This window comes from Saccharospirillum sp. HFRX-2, assembly GCF_043196805.1.
In the GTDB taxonomy this organism is placed as follows: Bacteria; Pseudomonadota; Gammaproteobacteria; order Pseudomonadales; family Natronospirillaceae; genus Saccharospirillum.
In genome coordinates, this window is record NZ_JBEBMU010000002.1 from 263,735 (window position 1) to 282,573 (window position 18,839).

At 56.8% G+C, this 18,839-nt stretch carries 24 protein-coding genes; 3 read left to right on the forward strand and 21 right to left on the reverse strand.

All coding sequences use genetic code 11. The annotated features are described in order from the left end of the window. From ABMA60_RS07810 to ABMA60_RS07850, 9 genes are all read right to left on the reverse strand, one after another. The gene (locus tag ABMA60_RS07810; protein WP_392801156.1) at positions 1–309 is read right to left on the reverse strand and encodes a hypothetical protein; all 309 of its coding nucleotides are present in this window, start codon (positions 307–309) and stop codon (positions 1–3) included. 3 nt (positions 310–312) lie between these two features. Then, entirely contained in the window at positions 313–1,158 is an 846-nt protein-coding gene (locus tag ABMA60_RS07815; RefSeq protein ID WP_392801159.1) for a major capsid protein P2, read from the reverse strand. Between the two features lie 334 nt (positions 1,159–1,492). Beyond that, on the reverse strand, positions 1,493–2,110 hold the full coding sequence (locus tag ABMA60_RS07820; RefSeq protein WP_392801161.1) for a hypothetical protein: 618 nt from the start codon (positions 2,108–2,110) through the stop codon (positions 1,493–1,495). Further along, the gene (locus tag ABMA60_RS07825) at positions 2,091–2,546 is read right to left on the reverse strand and encodes a hypothetical protein (RefSeq protein WP_392801164.1); all 456 of its coding nucleotides are present in this window, start codon (positions 2,544–2,546) and stop codon (positions 2,091–2,093) included. Before ABMA60_RS07825 ends, ABMA60_RS07820 begins: the two co-directional genes overlap by 20 nt. Positions 2,547–2,783: 237 nt before the next feature. Further along, complete coding sequence (locus ABMA60_RS07830; RefSeq protein ID WP_392801166.1) at positions 2,784–3,017, reverse strand: hypothetical protein; 234 nt, start codon at positions 3,015–3,017, stop codon at positions 2,784–2,786. After that, entirely contained in the window at positions 3,014–5,104 is a 2,091-nt protein-coding gene (locus ABMA60_RS07835; protein WP_392801169.1) for a replication endonuclease, read from the reverse strand. The genes ABMA60_RS07830 and ABMA60_RS07835 overlap by 4 nt, the downstream gene beginning before the upstream one ends. Then, positions 5,104–5,616 carry a hypothetical protein gene (locus ABMA60_RS07840; protein ID WP_392801172.1) on the reverse strand — a complete coding sequence of 171 codons (513 nt, stop codon included), beginning with the start codon at positions 5,614–5,616 and terminating at the stop codon, positions 5,104–5,106. The genes ABMA60_RS07835 and ABMA60_RS07840 overlap by 1 nt, the downstream gene beginning before the upstream one ends. A gap of 436 nt (positions 5,617–6,052) precedes the next feature. Continuing rightward, positions 6,053–6,334, reverse strand: coding sequence for a hypothetical protein (locus ABMA60_RS07845; protein WP_392801175.1), 282 nt, complete (start codon positions 6,332–6,334; stop codon positions 6,053–6,055). Continuing rightward, positions 6,331–6,570 (reverse strand): hypothetical protein, encoded by a 240-nt coding sequence (locus tag ABMA60_RS07850; protein ID WP_392801177.1) that lies wholly within the window; start codon positions 6,568–6,570, stop codon positions 6,331–6,333. The genes ABMA60_RS07845 and ABMA60_RS07850 overlap by 4 nt, the downstream gene beginning before the upstream one ends. A gap of 126 nt (positions 6,571–6,696) precedes the next feature. On the opposite strand from ABMA60_RS07850, the gene ABMA60_RS07855 reads away from it, so the two are divergent. Next, positions 6,697–7,044, forward strand: a complete 348-nt coding sequence (locus ABMA60_RS07855) for a helix-turn-helix domain-containing protein (protein WP_392801180.1) — start codon at positions 6,697–6,699, stop codon at positions 7,042–7,044. Between the two features lie 119 nt (positions 7,045–7,163). On the opposite strand, the gene ABMA60_RS07860 is transcribed toward ABMA60_RS07855, so the two are convergent. From ABMA60_RS07860 to ABMA60_RS07870, 3 genes are all read right to left on the reverse strand, one after another. After that, positions 7,164–7,862: a hypothetical protein gene (locus ABMA60_RS07860; protein WP_392801183.1), complete on the reverse strand. Its 699-nt coding sequence runs from the start codon at positions 7,860–7,862 to the stop codon at positions 7,164–7,166. 64 nt (positions 7,863–7,926) lie between these two features. After that, positions 7,927–8,583 carry a response regulator gene (locus ABMA60_RS07865; protein ID WP_392801185.1) on the reverse strand — a complete coding sequence of 219 codons (657 nt, stop codon included), beginning with the start codon at positions 8,581–8,583 and terminating at the stop codon, positions 7,927–7,929. Continuing rightward, on the reverse strand, positions 8,580–9,722 hold the full coding sequence (locus ABMA60_RS07870) for a sensor histidine kinase (protein WP_392801187.1): 1,143 nt from the start codon (positions 9,720–9,722) through the stop codon (positions 8,580–8,582). The genes ABMA60_RS07865 and ABMA60_RS07870 overlap by 4 nt, the downstream gene beginning before the upstream one ends. Before the next feature lie 218 nt (positions 9,723–9,940). Between ABMA60_RS07870 and ABMA60_RS07875 the strand changes: the two genes are divergently transcribed. Then, the gene (locus ABMA60_RS07875; protein ID WP_392801190.1) at positions 9,941–10,579 is read left to right on the forward strand and encodes a metallophosphoesterase; all 639 of its coding nucleotides are present in this window, start codon (positions 9,941–9,943) and stop codon (positions 10,577–10,579) included. Continuing rightward, on the forward strand, positions 10,551–11,855 hold the full coding sequence (locus ABMA60_RS07880; protein WP_392801193.1) for a tyrosine-type recombinase/integrase: 1,305 nt from the start codon (positions 10,551–10,553) through the stop codon (positions 11,853–11,855). The genes ABMA60_RS07875 and ABMA60_RS07880 overlap by 29 nt, the downstream gene beginning before the upstream one ends. Here ABMA60_RS07880 and gorA read toward each other — a convergent pair whose 3' ends face one another. From gorA to gspG, 9 genes are all read right to left on the reverse strand, one after another. Then, positions 11,856–13,301 (reverse strand): glutathione-disulfide reductase, encoded by a 1,446-nt coding sequence (gene gorA, locus ABMA60_RS07885; protein ID WP_392801196.1) that lies wholly within the window; start codon positions 13,299–13,301, stop codon positions 11,856–11,858. A 28-nt stretch (positions 13,302–13,329) separates the two neighbouring features. Continuing rightward, positions 13,330–13,983 carry a GNAT family N-acetyltransferase gene (locus tag ABMA60_RS07890; protein ID WP_392801199.1) on the reverse strand — a complete coding sequence of 218 codons (654 nt, stop codon included), beginning with the start codon at positions 13,981–13,983 and terminating at the stop codon, positions 13,330–13,332. Positions 13,984–14,045: 62 nt separating this feature from the next. Then, complete coding sequence (gene gspM, locus ABMA60_RS07895; protein ID WP_392801202.1) at positions 14,046–14,537, reverse strand: type II secretion system protein GspM; 492 nt, start codon at positions 14,535–14,537, stop codon at positions 14,046–14,048. Next, positions 14,534–15,790, reverse strand: a complete 1,257-nt coding sequence (gspL, locus tag ABMA60_RS07900) for a type II secretion system protein GspL (protein WP_392801205.1) — start codon at positions 15,788–15,790, stop codon at positions 14,534–14,536. Before gspL ends, gspM begins: the two co-directional genes overlap by 4 nt. Then, a complete protein-coding gene (gspK, locus tag ABMA60_RS07905) occupies positions 15,787–16,755 on the reverse strand; it encodes a type II secretion system minor pseudopilin GspK (RefSeq protein ID WP_392801208.1) in 969 nt (322 codons plus the stop codon). The genes gspL and gspK overlap by 4 nt, the downstream gene beginning before the upstream one ends. Then, positions 16,742–17,482 carry a type II secretion system protein GspJ gene (locus tag ABMA60_RS07910; RefSeq protein WP_392801211.1) on the reverse strand — a complete coding sequence of 247 codons (741 nt, stop codon included), beginning with the start codon at positions 17,480–17,482 and terminating at the stop codon, positions 16,742–16,744. Before ABMA60_RS07910 ends, gspK begins: the two co-directional genes overlap by 14 nt. Next, on the reverse strand, positions 17,479–17,874 hold the full coding sequence (gspI, locus tag ABMA60_RS07915; protein WP_392801214.1) for a type II secretion system minor pseudopilin GspI: 396 nt from the start codon (positions 17,872–17,874) through the stop codon (positions 17,479–17,481). Before gspI ends, ABMA60_RS07910 begins: the two co-directional genes overlap by 4 nt. After that, the gene (locus ABMA60_RS07920; protein WP_392801216.1) at positions 17,861–18,421 is read right to left on the reverse strand and encodes a prepilin-type N-terminal cleavage/methylation domain-containing protein; all 561 of its coding nucleotides are present in this window, start codon (positions 18,419–18,421) and stop codon (positions 17,861–17,863) included. The genes gspI and ABMA60_RS07920 overlap by 14 nt, the downstream gene beginning before the upstream one ends. Continuing rightward, on the reverse strand, positions 18,418–18,834 hold the full coding sequence (gene gspG / locus ABMA60_RS07925) for a type II secretion system major pseudopilin GspG (protein ID WP_392801219.1): 417 nt from the start codon (positions 18,832–18,834) through the stop codon (positions 18,418–18,420). Before gspG ends, ABMA60_RS07920 begins: the two co-directional genes overlap by 4 nt. Positions 18,835–18,839: the final 5 nt, after the last annotated feature.

The following is an 18,839-nucleotide window of genomic DNA, read 5'->3' on the forward strand; positions in this document are numbered from 1 at the left end:
CTACTTTTTCAGCAGGGTCATAACCAGGCCGGCAGCACCCACCAACACGCTGGCAGCCGTCCAATTCACAGGACTGCCACCCGTCTGGCCGGCGCCGGTCTGGCCATTACTGCCCGGAATCGCGGATTCATCAGCGGCGTTTTGTTCGTCGTCACCGGTGAACCATTCTTTAACGTTCTCGATGCCGCCGCCTACATAGTCGGTCGCGTTGTCATACCAACCGCCGACTTGCTGCCATAAGCTCATGCCTTCTACCCTTCCGCCGGTTTGAGTTGAGGCGGCACCGCCGCCCCCTGCATCAGTTGCCATGGTTTAACCCCGGCCGATTGTCCGACGCTTGCGAGTCGGGACGCTGGTTGCTGCGCCCTGGCTCCAGTTAAACGGCATCGGATAGAGACGTTCGACCAGTACCGGCACGTTACCGCCATCAGCCATCGACAACTTAAACACCAGGTTTTGAGCCTGAGTGCTGAAACTGTCGATGATTGGAAAGCCGCGCTTAGTCGGATCGAAATGGTAATACCCGGTCTGAGGCGTTTTGCCTGCGCGCTGCAACAAGAAGTCGTTGCGAGCTTTGTCCAGCTCGTAGAGTTTCAGGCGGTCGCGAACAATTTCGAGGCCTTCCATATCAGCCGAATCAAAGTGCATACGGATAACCCGGCTGCCTTTGTTCATGCTGAAAAACTCAGTGGTACCAGCGGCAGCCACAGGCACGGTGTAGCGCTCAAACTTGCGCACCAATTCGCGCTTGCCACGGTCTGCGCCGGTTTCGGCAAATGCCGACAGCACAGGACTTGTGCCACTTGCGATATCGACGTTCAAAACGCAGTTATCGCCCGGACCCAACGCCAGCGACAACGTGCGCTGAGTGTCGGCCAAAACGGCAGACTCGAATTGCAGCGGCAGGTTGTAGCGGTAAGTAGGACCAGCAAAGCTGGTTTCGACTTCGTCGAATTGATCCAGCATGACCAGTTCAGCACCGGTAAGGTTGAAAATCTCTTCGGCGTTCAGTTCCAGCTTAACGCCCAGAATTTCAGCCGGTGCCAGGTTGGTTTCGATATAAATCGCGTCGTAAGTCAGGCCAGTTGCCAATACCAGGTTGGCAGTAGAGCCCGGACCCACAGCGCTAAAGGATTCAAGTTTGATCGGATGTTGCATTGCTCACACTCCGTTAGTGAATTCGCTCATTCTTCTGGCTCAATGCCCGATCAGAACCAGCCTTTATCGCCCAGAACGTCAGAAACTGCGTCAACGTTATTGGCTGCCCACACCACCAAAGCGGCAGTGGCTGCAGAGATAAAAATGGCCTTTTGAGTGCCCTTGTTCATCGTCGTTCCTCGGTCGGTTTCCCGGTTGTTCAGTCAGGCCGCTATTGCAGACGACGCTTCCGCCCCAGGTCCAGCCCCAGTTCCGTACGTACGTACGTATGGAAATACCCGAATTTCAGACAAAAAAAAGGGGCTGATTAGCCCCGAATGATCACCAAAGAGATTCATCGCCGCTTGATGCTGTAGTTATCACGCCCCCGGAAAACAATGGCGTCATAGTGTGGAGTTGGCCGCAGCGCTTTAATTTCCTCCACAGGGATATCGGTTTCGCGTGCCAAGTATTCAGCATCGGCCGCCCGCGACTGGAAGCCGATCCAAAGCTGAGTTTTATTACCGATCAGAGTTTTATCGATTTCCGGCGCCCGTTGAGCGCCTGCACGGATTTTCAGGCCGTACTTGCGGCCCAGGCTGATCACGTTATGCCAATGCTCTGGCGCCTTGCTGGGTGTAGTCACACCGCCGAGTTCATCAACGACAACCGTTGTCGGTCGCCGCGCATCGGCCTGTGCCATCATCAACTCACACCAAAGCGCGAAATTGGCCGAACCGCCCGCCTCAAACGCCAGACGAACCACCCCACTATTGCGCACCGCCTTAGCGTACTGGCGAAAGTCCTGTATGCCGGTGAACCCCTGCGCAGATAGAGCTCCGGTCGGATCGAACGCCAAAACCCGCTTATCGTGCTTGCAGTCCTGCAGCATGTTGTGTGTTTTGCCGCCACCGCTGGCGGCGAAATACGCCCGGATATCCGCCGGCAAACGGTCATTGATTCGACTGCTCACCCTCACCCCCTTTTCTATCCTCTTGCTTTCGCTGGCCGCTTTGCATGGCATCCAGCATGAGGCGTGGTCCGATCATCGTTGCACCAACGATGCACAGATTGCCGACCGGTCCGACGTTGTCGAAATCAGGCATATAACGGTGCACCACTTGAGCTATAGCAACCCCAAGCCGGCGCGCGTCGTCCTGCTCAACAGCCCAATGCGGCCCGCGCTTTTTCGCTACCACCGAAAACCCAACGCCGATAAAAATCATGGCGTTTTCAGCGATTACCGCATCAAAAGGCCAGCTACCGCCGCCCTGTTGTTGCCTCGCGTCGAACTCGGCATAACTGTCATTGGCCGCTTCCGCCCCCCCTCGCCCATCAAAGCCAGCCAGGCGATCCAGCGCCTCAACGTCGCCTAGCTGGCTCCAGTCTCGCTGTTCTGCTGCGCTCATAAGTCATCCAGCCAATTGTTAGGGTTTGGTGGTTCAGTAGCGGCAGTCTCGACGGCCGGCGCTGGCTCAGCTTCCGGTTTTGATTCGGCTAAGGCTGGCATGTTGGCCAGCCACTCACGGAACGCCGGTCCCCGGCCGTTCCACGGCCCGCACTTCGAGCAGGTCAAATAAGGATCGCCCCGACCGTTTGGCTTAACCCAGCCAACCGAGTGGCACGCCGGACATGAAACGCGCTTTTCAGACATGCTCACCTCCCCGGATTTCCTCCACTTCCCGCACCAGGTGACCGACACAGCCCACCAGTGATTCCATCAATTCACGGGCGATCGACTGCCCCTCAGCCGCTAACCGCATCTTTTCGCTCACGTCGAACACCCCCAACCCTTCGGCCTGATCGGCAAGATCGACCAGGCCCGCCAGTGATTCTTCGGCGGCTTCCAGTTGTCGGCGGCTCTCTGTTGTCGTCGTCATAGTTTTTCCAGCTCCCGTTCCCATTGTTTCAGATCATCAAAGGTCCGTACGGCGGGCGGCCTGGCCCCCGTACAGTTATTGACACGAGTCCAAGCCGTTCCGGCCTTCGGCCGGTCCGGTAAAAGCAAACCCCAATCAGGGGGCTCTGGTTCGATCCGTACGGACTTCGGGCGTAAGGTCCATACGTGTGGCCGGGTAGTGAATTTCCGGCCGTTAAGGCGTAAGCCAGTTACGGCAACAACCGGCAAACCGTGCTTGCCGATCAGTGGCCGCTGGCGCAGTTCCCGGCGAAAGATGCCGGATTCAAAGTTGATGGCCGAACAATGGGATTCCGTGACCAGGCGCTGAGCCCGCAAGACGATGGCAGACAGCTGAGCGCGGTCATGCAGCGCACAGAACGCCGCCCAGGCTTCGGCCTTGTCTTCCTGCTCAGTCTGAGCAAAAACCGCCTGCAGGAATTCGTTATCGTCCCACTGCTCGGGATCGTTGTAGAGCCGCCTTAGCTCTCGCCAGACTGTGACGGATGGGCCGCCGAACTGCTGGAACTGGCGGACTCCGTGAGTGCTGGCCCAGGCTCTGACGCGTCGGGCATTGTCTCCGAGCGTGCCGCCGCCGGTGTGGTCTGGCTCATCCGCTGCGTGTACGCCGTCCAAATTCTTGGCGATGTATTTCGCAACGTATCCAACAGCGCTGAAAGGTTCGCCAGTGTCGGGATTGATTCCGTCGCGGATGGGCTCACAGTCGAACCGGGCGCGCTGTGCTCCGGGTTCGTCAGGGTTGTCGACAAGGGACTGACGCCGAGCAGCAGCCGCAGCGCTTCCAAGTCTGACCGCAGAGCGCCCGCCGCTTCGTTCCAGCCTTTCGTCTGATCGGCCAGTTCGTGCGCCATGTTGCTCTGATGCTGCTGCATTGCTCGCTGCATCCGCTCCAAGCCCAGCGCCATCGAATCTACTGGCCATATCAGCAGGCAGGAAAACGAGCAAATGCCAATGAGGGCAGCCGTCGCCATGGGGCTCAGTGATACGGAAACCGAAAACGTCGCAACCGAGCCGAGCCAAATCAGCACGGATGCGAGCCCATACGGTGCAAAGGTACTGCTGTGCAGCCCGAACAGTCGGGCGGCCCGCAGCCACCCATTTTGAATTTTCAACAGCACGGGATTTCCTCCCCTTAGTGATTGTCTTCGTCGGATGAAAGCGTGACGGCGCGGTAATCGTCCAAAACTCCGAACGATAACCACGGTCGCGGGCGTAGATTTCAAAGCCGCGTAGTCGCGTCATCATTTCCGCGCGGCGAATGGCTGGGTTTGCATTGGATCGTGCAACCAGGTCGGCCAAGTCAAACTTTTGCCCGGCTTCGTTCTCGGCTTCGGTGGCCTTCAGCGCTTCCCAGTTTTCAATCTGTCGGCGTCGCCAATTATCGACGGTAATGTCAGCGCAATATGGCGCCCGGAACTTGCGAACCTGGCCCAGTGCACGCGCCAGTTCATCCAGCCGGCGCGCGTAAGCCTTGCGCCACTGGCGGACCCACCAGGCCGGCTTTGTGATTTTCAGCAGCTCTGAAAGCTGGACCGCTGGCACTGAGTCGGAGTCGATTGGCTCCAATTCGTGAGCGTCGAGAATGCGGAATATCGCCTGACGTACGTCCTGGCTGGCGAACCAGCCCCAGAAGGTGCGCGGGTTGGTTTTGGCTGCGTCGTAGCACATAGCCCCGAACCAGGGCGGCCAAGGATCATCTTCAACACCGGGCAGCGCGCGGCCGAAATCGGACAAGATGCCCTCCACCCGTTCGGCCATCAGATGGCAGTATTCATCAGCCGCGCCTTCATCCGCATCCCAATGAAGCCAGCCGAAGTGGGTCCGGCTGTCCAGCGACTCCGCCAGTTCAGCCAGTCGGCGCAACTCCCGGTTACGGTCGGCACCGTAAGCCGGTACGCCTTTGGGCTGGATCGGCCCCAGTGCCGCGAGCTGGCCGCGCTGAAACATCCGGTTGTGACCGGTCGCTGTCCACTGGCGCCGCTGCCAGGCAGCGCGACGGCGGACCGCCTCAAGGTGTTTCTGCGCTTTTTCACCGTGGTGAAGGTGCATCAGCCGAGAACCTCCCGCGCTAACTCGGTCTGAATCTCAACCACGCGCGCCAAATCGGCGGGCTCCTGCCGTCCATCCCGGACCCGCTCGATAATTCGCAGCTGAACGCGCCACAGTTGGCGCAGGTGCTCCGATTCCAGTGGCCCCGCGTCGCGGCCCGGAATACCAAGCGCCAAACAGGCGGCACCGTCCCAGCGCATCGCATCCAGCAATAACGACCGCTGGCGGCTGCTGAATTGATACCAGGCGAAGCCGGCCAGGTTGCGGGTATCCCGATGGCGGCGGCAGATGACGCGCCGCTCGCTCGCTTCTAAGCCCTGCCAGTGCTCGATTTCGCAAACTCGAATCGGCTCCCCCGCGTATGGCTCGGTCACTTGCAGACGCTCCCAACGCGCCAAACACACTTTGCAGGTCACTTCCGACACTCGGTCCGTGGTTTCTAGGTTGTTTTTGATCGTATCCCTGCCACACATGGCCCGAGGCCAACCGGTCATCATCAAGTGCATTGCCATCGATCCCTATCGTTACTGCTTGAACCAAAACCAAGGCGATGCCGATCAGCACGCCGCGCAGAATGTTGGCCGCGACAAAGCGAGCCTTGTCTCTAAGTCGTTGACTCATGGGGCTTTTTCTCCAGCTGGAACCGACCGAGCAGGCCGGCTAGACGTTGACTGATACAGCGAACGCGAGCGCGAACGCCTTCGGGAAGGTCGGCCCAGTCCTGGCGGGCATAGAACGCGACAGGCGTAACCCCCTGCCCACCGAAACGGCCGACAGTTGCGGAAAGGCCCGCCATACGTAAGACGGCCTTACGCTCGACGGCCTGCAGCGATTCCCAGGCTTGGCATTCCCGGAGCGTTGCAGCTGGTCGAAGGTCGGAGCGCAGTTGCTCGAACCACTCATGACTGCCAGGACGCGGGACGGATTGGGACTGAACGGATTGCACTGTCATTGCTCGACCCCGTCGCTTTCCTTAATTTTCAGAAACTGCGAATACCCATCACCTAGGTGCATAGCTTTGAAGCCTTCTGGCGGATCCATTCTTAAAAACAAAGAACGGGAACCAGCGTCTTCCAACACTGCTTTGATAAAACACAACTCATCGAAAACGGCCGCCACATCGGCCGGCAAAAGAACCTCGCCGGACGAACGTTGATGAACAGCCGGACAGCCACTCAGCGTTAGCTCAATTCGCTGATTGATAAAATCGAGTAGCTCGTTTTGATTCACGATGACACCCTCCCTGCTTGGGCGCGGGCTTCGTCATGAGCAAAGGCCAGCGCTTCGTTGCGCACTTCGGCGGCCATTTCGGCGCGGATATCACTTGCCAGCCGCTCGATTAAGCGGGCTTTTTGGCCGCTGCGCTCGCTGTCGGCGTCAAAGCCGACGCCTGCCGCCTCAGCTTCGAACCGGCGCCAGGTGGCCGCACGCTGATCTATAAAGTTGAGAATCTGTTCAGGTGTCATCCTCTTTCCCTCAGATACCATCGAGTGGAGAGGATTCTTTACTATGCAGGGTAAATAGTAAAACCCCCGCGAAGGGTCCAGTACACTGCCTAATATCAAAAGGGTCTAAAAACGGATGGCAAGACCATGACGCACACGACGGCCGACTTTATCCAAATGATCAAAGATAAATACGACCTGCCGTCGCGTTACAAAGTGGCGCAATTGCTTGATAAGACTGACGCCCAGGTAGCTAGCTGGGCAAAAGGACGGACTACTTTTGATGATGAGACGGCTTTGATTATTGCCGATAAGTTGGAAATCGATCCGGCTTATATCATCACCTGTTGCCAGATTGAACGAGCTGTAAAACAAGGGAAATTCGGCGCTGCCGGTGTCTATCGGAGAATACTGCAAAGGTTGGAAATGACAGCAACAACGGGGGCTGCAGCCATGTTTGCCGTTTTTCTATTTAACAATTTACCTCCCTTCTAAACACTACCCTTCTTTGCCTGATCGCGGCTCATCTTCTTTATTACAGGATAATATAGATATGCAGTTATCGGGCTCGATCGGCGCGATTCTTACTGCGACCGCGCTGATCTCAGCCTCAATCAAAACGCCGCCAGGAACTCACTGGCTGATCGTTTCAAATGCGCTTCATTCCAGACCAGGTCTTCAATGAAGCGCTCACGCAATAACGCCGCCTTGGTGGCGTCTGGTTCACGTTGGTACCACTGGTAAGCAATGCGACAGGCTGTGGCCAGGCTGCGTTCGTTCGCAGCCTGCGCCAGATAGGCCTCGATAGCGGCCAGCAGCCTGTCCTGAGCCCAGGACACCAGCTCGGCTTCGATCGCAGTGGCGCGCTCCGCCTGAATGTCAGCCTCAAGCTGTGCCACCAGATCGGGTAATTGTTGCTCCAGCGCTTCACTCAAAGTGCTGTATTGGCCTGCTTGGGCCAGTTGTTTCAGCCATTGGTGAGCCTGACCACTGAGAGTCAGATTGACCGGGCCTTGATTGGTGCGCTTTTCACGCCGGCGACGGCGTCTGGCTGATAGCGTTTTACGCAGTCGATCCCAGTCTGAACGTTCAAGTACATCATTAAGAATGGCCTGGAGGTCATCACAATGACCTTGGCCGGGTTCGCTCACATCACGGAACTGACGACATTGCTCTTTGAAGCTCGCCAGGCCGTAACGGTGAATGGGATGCTGCTCGGCGAGCAGCCAGGTGGGCTGGCTGAGTTGGTAATCGAGCCAGTCGAGGGCGTCGAACCAGTCATCGGTGCCAATGCGAAAGCGAGGTCTGGGCATAAATGTCTACAAGGTAGATTATTTAAGCCCAGTATCCATGGCCTGTAAGTGAAATCAAGCCAGCTTAGATCAGCCCCAGCTCGAGTGCTTTCAGCACCGCCCGGGTGCGGTCACGAACGTTCATTTTGGCGAGAATATTGGAGACGTGGTTCTTGATGGTGCCTTCGGATTTAAAGATGGCCCGGGAGATTTCTTTGTTGCTGTAGCCGCCGGCCATTAACCGCAGGATTTCAATTTCACGCTGCGTCAGTGGCTCCTGAATCGGGTCCTTATCGATTTTGGTTTCGCCGGTCAGTTCGGTATAGCCGCGCATAACGCGTTCGGTAACGGCTGGTTGTATCAAAGTTTCGCCACGGTTAACCGCTTCAATAGCCTCAACCAGGCTTTCCAGTGACACATCCTTGAGCAAAAATCCCCGGGCGCCGGCGCGAATGCCGTTGAGTACCAGTTCGTGATCATCGAAGGTAGTGAGGATGATCACGGGTGGCGCGCCCGCGTCGGAGGCCAGGCGCTGGGTGGTTTCGATACCGTCCAGACGCGGCATACGAATGTCCATTAACACCACATCGGGCTGACACTGAGGAATCAGTTCCAATGCCTCGATGCCATCGCTGGCCTCGCCAACAATGTCGATATGCCCGGCTAATTGCAGCAGGGATTTGATGCCTTCACGCACCAGGGTCTGGTCATCCACCAGCATGACTTTGATGGACTCGCTCATAGCGCCTCCGCAACAGGAATGGAAATGTTCAATGCAAAACCGCTTTGAGTAGCGATATCTAAACGGCCACGTAAGGCTTCAATGCGTTCGCGCATACCGCGCAGGCCGTCACCTTCTACAAAACAGCCACCTTGGCAGCCGCCATTATCAGCAACAAACAGCTGAATGTCGTTGGGACCTTTGCGCGTGGTGATGGTCATCCGGCTGGCATTACCGTGTTTGAGGGTATTGGTAATGGCTTCCTGGATGCAGCGAAACAGTGCTTCGGCAACTTCTACGTCGGCAACACTGGCGGTCGGATCCAGGTCGAGTTCAATACGCAACCGCGGCACCTGAGATACCAGGGCTTCAAGCGCTTCTTTAAGACGAATGCTGGAGTCGCCACGCATCTGGTGAACGGTCTCGCGTACGTCAGACAACAACGCCCGCGCCAGTTCGTGCGTCTCCCCTACTCTTTTTTGAGTCTCGTCTTCGGTGGTGTGAGTCAGATACTGGAGTTTAAGGATCAAGGCGGTCAGTTTATGTCCCAGGCCGTCGTGCAGATCCCGGGCGATGCGAATACGCTCGGTTTGCTTGGCGGACTCTTCCAGCAAGGCTTGAGTTGCCAGCAGTTCGCGGTTGAGTGCCGACACCTGATCGCGCGCCTCCTGTTCCTGAATCACCCTTTGACTCATCAGCATGGCGAAGGCGTGAAAGGCACCAACCATGGTCCAGCGCAGCACCGGATCTTCCAGTTCCCAGGCCCAGAAAGTAAAGCCGAAATCGATACCCACCAGCACCGCCAAGCCAATCAAAGCGCCCTGTCGGGAGAAGAAAAATGGCAACTGCGCGGCCAGAGCGACGCTGAGAATGGCAATAACGCCGGTTTCTGTTTCAAAACGGATGCTGATCACCGCCAGAAACTGCGCCATATAGGCGAGCTGACGAATGCGCAGGTCAAAGCGCTCGTATTGGGCGTCACGCGAGGAAAAATAAAAGCCGACGATATAGACCAGCAAGCCGGCCACGATCAGCAGCAGACGAATCTGGCCGCCAGGCGTATCAGCCGGCTCACTGCTTAACGTCAGGTAGCAGACCACGGCCCAGGCGAGGTAGCCGATGGCGCCTTCCAGGGTTTGCACCAGCACATTGCGGTACACGAAGATCTCCTCAAAATATAAATAAGGGTGCCGCCAGATGAGCACCTGATCAGACGAAGTCTAGCCCGAGCCGGGCGTTACGCCCAGTGCCCAAAGGTCATCAAGGACGTATCCTGCGGCGTCTTCCGCTTAGCCAGCAGCACGCGCATAATGCAGCTATGAATGTTCAGACCGAGAATCATCAGCTCCTCGCTACTAACCCTCACGGACGAGATTTTGTGTTAGCTGACCTACACGGCCATCGGTCGCGACTGGAAGACAGCCTGGCCGAGCGTGATTTTGACCCCCATCAAGACCGACTTTTATCGGTCGGCGATTTAATCGACCGAGGCCCGGACAGTCCTGGCTGTTTGGCGTTACTTGATGAGCCCTGGTTCTTCGCCGTGCGTGGTAATCACGAACAAATGCTCATCGATGCGGTCCTTCACCAGAACTCATTAGCCTGGAGTCGCTGGCTGATGAACGGTGGTAACTGGGCGCTCGAGCATGATGAAGGCGAATTGCAGCACTGGGCCGAGCGTTTACAAGCCTTACCCTATAGCCTGACGGTAGCGCATGGTGATTACCGTATCGGCCTTTGCCACGCCCAATATCGCTTGCCGAATTGGGATGACCGTTTAACCGCAGGCGACTATGACATGGCCGACTGGATTTGGGGACGTTCACGCCTGAACTCTGGAGATCGCCGCGAAGTGGCTGGTGTTGACTGGATTTTTCACGGCCATACCATCGTCAAATCGGTCGCTCAACTAGGCAATTCCGTCTTTATCGATCGTGGCGCTTACAATGACGGTCCCTTGGTTCTGGTCTCAGTTGCCGACTGGTTAAATGGCTCAGACCGACTTCAATCGCTATAAACAGGATGTTTTACCGGTGACCACGCCCCACCCCGCTCCGATTCCGATCTTCGATAACCTCAGTCATTTCGAGAATCCGTTCCGGCATCGGCCGCAGCCGAGTGAATGGGTGCGCGAACACGCCCGCGTTGATGAAACGGTTCTGGGCAACGACCTTCAGCTTTGTCATGAGTTTCTCTACAGCTACCGCGGCAGCGCCGACACCTTTGCCTCGTACCGCCGCGAGATTGAACGCTTTATGCAGTGGTGCTGGTTTTTACAGGGCATCAGCCTGATCGAAGTGCGGCGCCAGCATATCGAAGCTTTTGTGGAGTTTTGCCAGAACCCGCCACGACACTGGATCGGCACCAAGAGCGTGGCGCGGTTTCGCGACAGCGGCGGTGAACGGGTCCGTAATCCGGACTGGAAACCCTTTGTCGCCAAGGTCTCCAAGCGCGACCACAAGCGTGGCCAAAGTGCAGATATTGGCAGTTTCGATTTAAGCCAGAGCGCCTTGCAGGCGATCTTCTCTGTGCTGTCGACCTTCTTCAATTACCTGCTGCAGGAAGAACACGTCGAGCTTAACCCGGTGGCTCAGATCCGCCAGAAAGGCAAGTTTCTGCGTAAACGCCAGGGCGCAACGACCATACGCCGGCTGTCGGAAGCCCAGTGGCATGAGGTCTTAAACGCCATTGAACAGGCGGTGCCGGAGAACCCTGAGCGCTATGAGCGCGCTTTGTTTATCGTTAGTTGCCTGTTTGGTATGTACCTGCGGATTTCTGAGTTAGCTGAAACCGATCGCTGGCAGCCCAGCATGGGTGACTTTACCCAGGATGCGCACGGCAACTGGTGGTTCACGACGGTTGGTAAAGGTAATAAGGAACGGGATGTTTCGGTGTCTGATGCCATGCTGGCGTCATTGCGTCGTTTTCGCAGTTTTCTGGGTCAAACGCCGCTGCCCTTGCCCGGCGAATCCGCCCCTTTGATTCCCAAAGTTCGTGGCCGTGGTGGCATCACCAGCACCCGCCAGATTCGTTTTATCGTCCAGGAGTGTTTCGATCTGGCGATCGACCGGCTGCGCGCCCAGGGCGAACCCGAAGAAGCCGATGCTTTGCAGGCGGCGACGGTACACTGGCTGCGCCACACCGGCATTTCCGAAGACGTTAAAACCCGGCCGCGCGAGCACGTACGCGACGACGCTGGACACGGTTCCAGCGCCATCACCGACCGCTATATTGATGTCGAACGGCAGGCGCGCCATGCCTCGGCGCGCAATAAGAAGATCAATCCAGTCTGATCAGACGGCCTTACCCACGACGCGGCTGGCTTCGCGCATGGTGACGAATTCCTCTGCCGACGTTGGGTGAATGCCAATGGTGCGATCGAAGTCAGCCTTGGTCGCTCCAGCGTTCATGGCCACCGCCAGACCCTGAATAATCTCTCCGGCATCGTCACCGACCATATGCAATCCAATCACTCGCTGCGAATTCGCATCCACCAGCATCTTCATCAGGGTACGCCCAGGATTACCGGACAAGGTATTGCGCATGGCCCGGAATTGGGTGCTGTAGACCTCGACACGATCAAAGTGTGCAGCCGCCTCTTCTTCGGTTAAGCCTACGGTGGCCACATTGGGCTGACAGAAGACCGCCGTCGGTATCTGCTGATAGTCGACCGGCTGCGGTTTTTGCTCTGCGAACAGATCGGCGGAGATGAACATGCCTTCGGCAATGGCAACGGGCGTCAGTGGCACTCGCCCAATCACATCGCCCAGCGCCCGAATATGCGGGACTGCCGTGCGGTAATGATCATCGACGCTGATAAAGCCGTTGTCGTCGAGCTTAACACCGGTGCTTTCCAGCCCCAGGTTATCGACCAAGGCATCTCGCCCGGTCGCAAACAGCACCAGACCCGTTTCAGCTTGCGAGCCATCCTCATAAGTGACCTTCAGCCTGTCATTGTCGAGTTTTTCGATGCTGGCGAGGTTGCGGTTGTATTGCAAATCCACGCCGGCCTGTGCCATTTCACCAGAAACAAAGTCGCGGACCTCGTTATCGAAGCCACGCAGCACCGGCTCGCCCCGATAAACCAGATGGGTTGAAACACCCAATCCATTAAAAATTCCGGCAAATTCGACCGCGATGTAACCGCCGCCAACAACAATGGCATCATTTGGCAACTGATTGAGATAGAAGACTTCGTTCGAGCTGATCGAATGTTCCACTCCGGGAATTTGCGGTTTGCTCGGCCAGGTGCCAGTGGCGATCAGGATGTTCTTGGCGGTGAGGCGTTTTTCACCATTCACTTCAACGGTATTATTGTCTACGAATCGACCATGACCGTTGATTATCTCCACCCCTGCCCGGCTCAAAAGCCCGTCATAGACGGTGTTTAAGCGTTCTATCTCGGCGGTCTTGTTGTCTCTTAATGTCGCCCAGTCGAAGTTCGGTTTATTATCTACACGGTAGCCATAACCCTGAGAATCTTCGAATGCCTGAGCGTATTCCGACGCGTAAACGAAGAGTTTTTTGGGTACACAACCCACGTTCACACAGGTGCCACCAAGGTAGCGCGATTCAATAATGGCGACTTTCGCACCGCGTGAAGCTGACATCCGGGCGGCACGTACACCACCCGAACCCGCGCCGATGACCACCAGGTCATAGTCATAGGATGCAGACATGGGACTTCCTAGAGAATGTGAAGGAGTGGCTTGGATGGGGGCGCCGGTGGAAAGTTCCAACCGGCGTCTTGGCTATTGAATAGTCCGCCTAAGCGGCTTGTTCGGCATAGTTGGGATTGGGCCGAAACAGCACCGTCTCAGTCAATTCACCCAAGGGCAGCTCAGCAAAGCTGCGATAACCCAACGACTCATAAAACGACAAATAACGGGTATTGCCGGTATCGAGAAACAGTCCGATGGATTCATGATCCTGTTCGGTCAGCTCATGCACCGCTTCCATCAGCATCCGCCCTAAGCCGCGTTTTTGGAAATCCGGGTGAATACCAATCAGGCTGACCAGCCGATGACGCTTGTCCGGCAGACTGTTCTGAACATCGTTGTAGTAGCTGATAAAACGCCGGGTAGCTTCAAAGCCGGCAGTGAGTGTCATCTTCAGGCGCCAGCGCAATTGCCGGGAGATGTCCATTTTCAGGCCAACATCGCTGACAAAGACAACGCCCAACAAGCGTTGTGTGGCTTTGTCGAGCACGCCGAACACGGTTTCGCCGCGTTCAAAATGCAGAAAGATCAACTCACGAATGGTTGCCCGGATACGCTGCCGGTAACCCGGACGTTCAGCGTTGAGCAGATAACGGAAGGTCGGTTCATTACGATAGGAATGGTACAGCAGTGAGCGCGCCTGACGGCTATTGCGCTCATCCAGCCGGACCAGTTCCACCCAATCCAGGTCGTTCTGGGTCATGCAGGCCTCTATATTGTTGTTTTTGGCGTAAGGCTAATCGTGCCAGCTTTTGTAAAAGCTGCCTAGCGTCGCATCACGGCGATCACCTGAACACGGCCGGGTCGGTCACGGCCATTCAACGTCAGTTGATCGACCATCACACCCTGAGCTTGTAGTGCCGCCAGCCATTGAATCACCTGACTATAACGAGCATCGTCCAGGCGAACCCGCAATAAATCGCCATCGGGCTCGAAGCCTTGGATCGATAAACCAAAACGGTTGGCTTGGCGTCTAAGTTCGGTATTCAGGGAATCGCTGGGGGTGTTAGCCGTCGAGGCGCCCGAAGCCAGCGCCTGCGGCGCTTTTTGCAGCAGTTGCTGATAGGTTGACTGGGCATTGGCCAGTTCCTGGCTGGCCTGCTGGCGCCATTGCTGGAGCGGTTGAATCAACAGCAACCAGACTGCCAACAGGCCGACAACGACCGCCAGTAAACGCAACGCCTGCTGTTCACGCTGACCCAACTGCTGCCAACGGCCATTCAGAGGTTGCAGCCATTGTGCGATAAGTGCCTTCATCCGTTAGCCTCCAGACTGACCTGAAAACGACCACGAACAGCCTGACTGTCCTGACTCGCCGAATACTCAACTTGATAGCCGCGATCCTGCAGCGCGGTCTTGGTGGCCTCGAACCGGGCAAAGGCATCACCCTCTACATCACTGGGCTGGCGCAACGTGAACAGCATCTGGCCACTGCTTTGCTGATAGCGGAAATCGTCCAGGACTAAGGCATCGTCCAACACCATTAACGCTTCGATAGCGCTGATAACCGTTGCCTCAGTGCCGTTCTGCCCCCCGCTGAGTGCGCGAATTCGATTGTCGATTTCTCGGATCATCAACGGTCGTTGGATACGCTTGTCGTTGCCAAATACCTGGCGAAAAACGGCGTCGCTGGCAGCCCAGGTTGATTCGGCGCGCTGCTGGTCACGCCAGGCATTAGCGCCACTGACCACCAGCCATAGACAAAGCGTAACGGCGGCCGCGATCGCGGTTGGCAGCCAGTATCGCCCCTGCCCGCCTTCGTTTTTAATGGCCAACGCGCCGGTCATCAGGTTGCCCCGTTGCTGGCCGCTGCGGACCTGCTCATCCCATTGAGCAATATCCGGCAGCGGGCTGATGACCCATTCCAACGCATCGCCCGTGGCTTCGAGTTCAGTACGCAGTTGGCGGGCGCCTTCATCATTGGCGCGCGAGGTCAGCGCCAGACGCAGTGGCGAAGACAGGTTTTGTTGTTGCTTAAAACTTTCAAACCACTGGGCAAAGCCTTGTATATGCGTTTGGTGCAATAGCCAGCCGTGGCGACAAAAGACTCTGTGCTGGTCCAGATCGAGCTGGATATCGCTGTACGGCATCTCTGGCCATTGGAAGTAACCGGCATCGAAGGCTTCGACCAGTGTCAGACCCGCTTCGGCCAGCGTCGACTGCAAATCTGTCAGCAAGGCCGACTCGGTGACCAGGACCGTCATCTTGCCATCCTGAGGCTGCTCCAGCGGCACCAGATGCAGGCTGTCGATGTCCTGCGCCAACTGCTCTTCGGCGGTGAAGCGCATAACAGCTGGCGCCAGACGCCGACGACCAGCCGGCACTTTAATTACCAAGGCGGTGAAATGCGTATGCGGCAGGTATAGCCTTGTTGCGGCTCCGGCTTGATTGCGCTCGCGCACCTGATCGACCAGATCGTCCCAGCGTCCTGCCTGGGAGTCACTCTGGCTGTGCCAGCGCCATTCGAGCTGATCCAGTCCTTGCCAATAAATGGACAATTCGGGGGTCATTCTGTACTTCCTTCTTCCTTGTCACTCGGTAATAAGTCGAGGCCGTTTACTGCCTGAGTTCGTAGATTGACGATAACCTGGTTGTCGCCTTCGGTCCGGTATAAGCGGCTGATCTGGCGTAACTCAACCGTCTGGTACCGGGCCTCAACAGACAAATCAAACCAGTTCGACGTCACGCTGAGTTGTTCGTTGTACAGAGGAGTATCGTCGTTCTCCTGGAACAAAGGCAGGTTCAGCAGATCATCCACCCGGTCAAAGCCATCGCCGCGTTGCTCAATCAGCCCGTCGGCTTCTTCGCGACTGATAAAAGGCGCCAGGCTCATTAATACTTCCCTGGAGGCGACATTAATATTAAGCGGTTCATCGGGTCTCAATGCACTGACATAGGGCGCCAGAACCTTATAGTCATCGGAGCTGACGGCTTTGAGCAGATGTAACTCACTGATGTCAGCCATGGGCATAAAAGATGGCCGGTAACTGGGCTCTTGATCGATATAATTGAACTCAGCACCGCTGTCCGAATCAAACCACTGCTGCAACTCATCGGCAATGCCTTCGTTCAGATCCAGCTCCAGCAGCAGCCGCTTAAACCCCTCGGCAGCTCCGTCAGGATTTACCGCCGCCGGGTGCAGCCAATTCACATTAAAACGACCTTGCAGATCATAGCGAGACACCGTCATCTGGCATTCGCCGAGTGGAAAAGCCGGCAAGTAAAGATTGCCGTTTTCATCCATTAATTGCTTTAACTGCTCAGGCGCCTCCTGTTGCGCCTCGAGCCGAAGGCCAACTTTGGCAACGGCTTCGGCGCTGTCGATGCAGGTCTGTACCTGACTCATCGATTGCCCCTGGAAGGCGCGCTCAAGCTGAACACGTTGCTGGTATTGCAACCGCGCTACGATCACCGCCAGCAAGGCAAAAACCAGCAATACCTGAATCAATGCGAAACCGCGCTCAGGAGGTCGCATCAGCGCCTCCTTCGGCATCTTCACGTTGCATGGGTACCGAAATCAGCCGATTCAACTCAGCATCGGGCAGCACCAGGCGAACTTCAATGGCGATCAGAATGGGCGCACTGTCCAACACTTCCGGTGTTTCTGGTGGCCAGTTATCGAAAAACCGTTGCTCATCGCCAACCTGGCTCAGAAAGCGAAATTGCAGCGTGCGAATAGGATAGAGCAAGCGCTGATGCTGCCATTCCAGACGGCCGTCATCGTCCAGTTGCAACAGAAAGCTGCGTATTAGGCAGCCTTGGGGTTCGGCGCTGAAGTCCGTCTCACCTTCCGGTAACGGACACAGCTCACTGCCCTCCTCGGCCAGGCGATAACGCACGCGCTGTAAGGTTGAGCGCTTGGGGGCGGTAAAGAGATCATTGTCACTCAGTTGTTGCAGCAATTGGCTGCGTGCCCAGCCTGCGCGGGTAATACTGAGGCCGTTCTCGTCCATCAGCAGCGCTGGTACTTCCTGGCCGAAGGCGTCACGGACCGGACGATCGGGCACCCACTGATGCAGATCGGTTTCCAGTTTGCGAATAACCCGGGTCAGCTGAGTGCGGGTTTCGTTGCGTTCTACCAAGGTGGTCTGGGTTTGGCGTGAGGTCTGCACCAAATAGAAAGTACCCACCGCAAGAATGGCCGAAATAGCCAGCGCAATCAGCAGTTCAATCAGCGTAAAACCCTGGTGCGATCGTTTCATGGTGCCGCCAGTACAGCGGTTAGACGATCGGCCGGTGGGGCGTCATCGGGTTCCGCTTCAAGACGGGCACTGAGTTCAACGGCGCGCAGATAGGGCTCAACCGGCGGCAACATCGGAAAGTTAAAGGCCGTCACCCTCACTTCAACCTTCCAGTCGCGACCATTGAAGGTGGTTTCTCGCGTCAAGCGATCACCGGCATCCGGTAAGGCGGAAAAACGCAGTTGCTGAAGAATATTCTGGTTCACCCAGCGGGCATCGGTTTGCTCTTCGATCTGCCGCGCCGCGGCCAGGTTCTGAGTGTTGGCCAGGGCAATAGCACCGGCCATAACGGCAAAGACCGCCAGAGCCACCATCACTTCGAGCAAGGTAAAACCGCCTTCAGAGCGTGACACGACTGACCTCCAGACGGTTAAAACCATCGCCATGCAGGCGCACGGCCTGGTTATCCAGACCCGGTGCTCTTAAGTAGAGGTCAAAGCTGGGTTGGTAGTCTTCCGAGGGCAGCAGGACGATCATCGGCTGCCAGTTCCGCTCGTCTTCCGGCGGGTTGCGCAGCAGCTCAATGTGTTGTCCATCGCAGATCAGAGTCAACTCGGTATTGTCAGGCACCTGCCAGGTTGGCATCCCGTCATCGATTTGCCAGAGAACATCCGGCTCGCCCTCTCGCGGGTCGCCTTCACTCCAGCTCAAAAATTGCGCGCTGCCGTCCACAAACACCAGGCCGCGGTCTTCCCCACTGAGCAATACCCGATCCTGTACCTGGCCAAAACGATAAGCCAGTTGCTGCGCCGAACGCTCCAAATCACCCAACGGATCCGGCTGGCTGATCGCCAAACGAACCGCACCAGCCGCTACACCGATGATGATGATCACCACCAACAGCTCGATCAGGCTAAAGCCGGCACGCCGGCCGGCGGGATGATTCGAGGGGCGGATCATTCGCTGGCGTTGGAGGAGATGTCTTCGTTGATATCGCTGCCGCCGGCCTGGCCATCGGCGCCGTAGGAGATGATCTCGTAGCTGTTGCCGTCGTTGATGTAGGCGTAAGGATTGCCCCAGGGATCAGCCGGAGTCTGCTTAACGTAAGGTCCACGCCAATTATTCGGCTGCGGACTGCCGCTGGGCTGGCTGACCAGCGCTTCCAGCCCCTGATCAGTCGATGGGTAGTGCGAGTTGTGCAGTCGGTAGGTTTCCAGCGCATTTTCCAGCGTGCGGATGTCGGTCTGGGCGGCGGTAACACGCGCCTCATCGCCCCGACCAATAACGTTGGGCACCACCAGCCCGAACAAAATACCCAGGATGACCAGAACGACCATCAATTCAATCAGTGTAAAACCTTGCTGTTTACGCATAACGA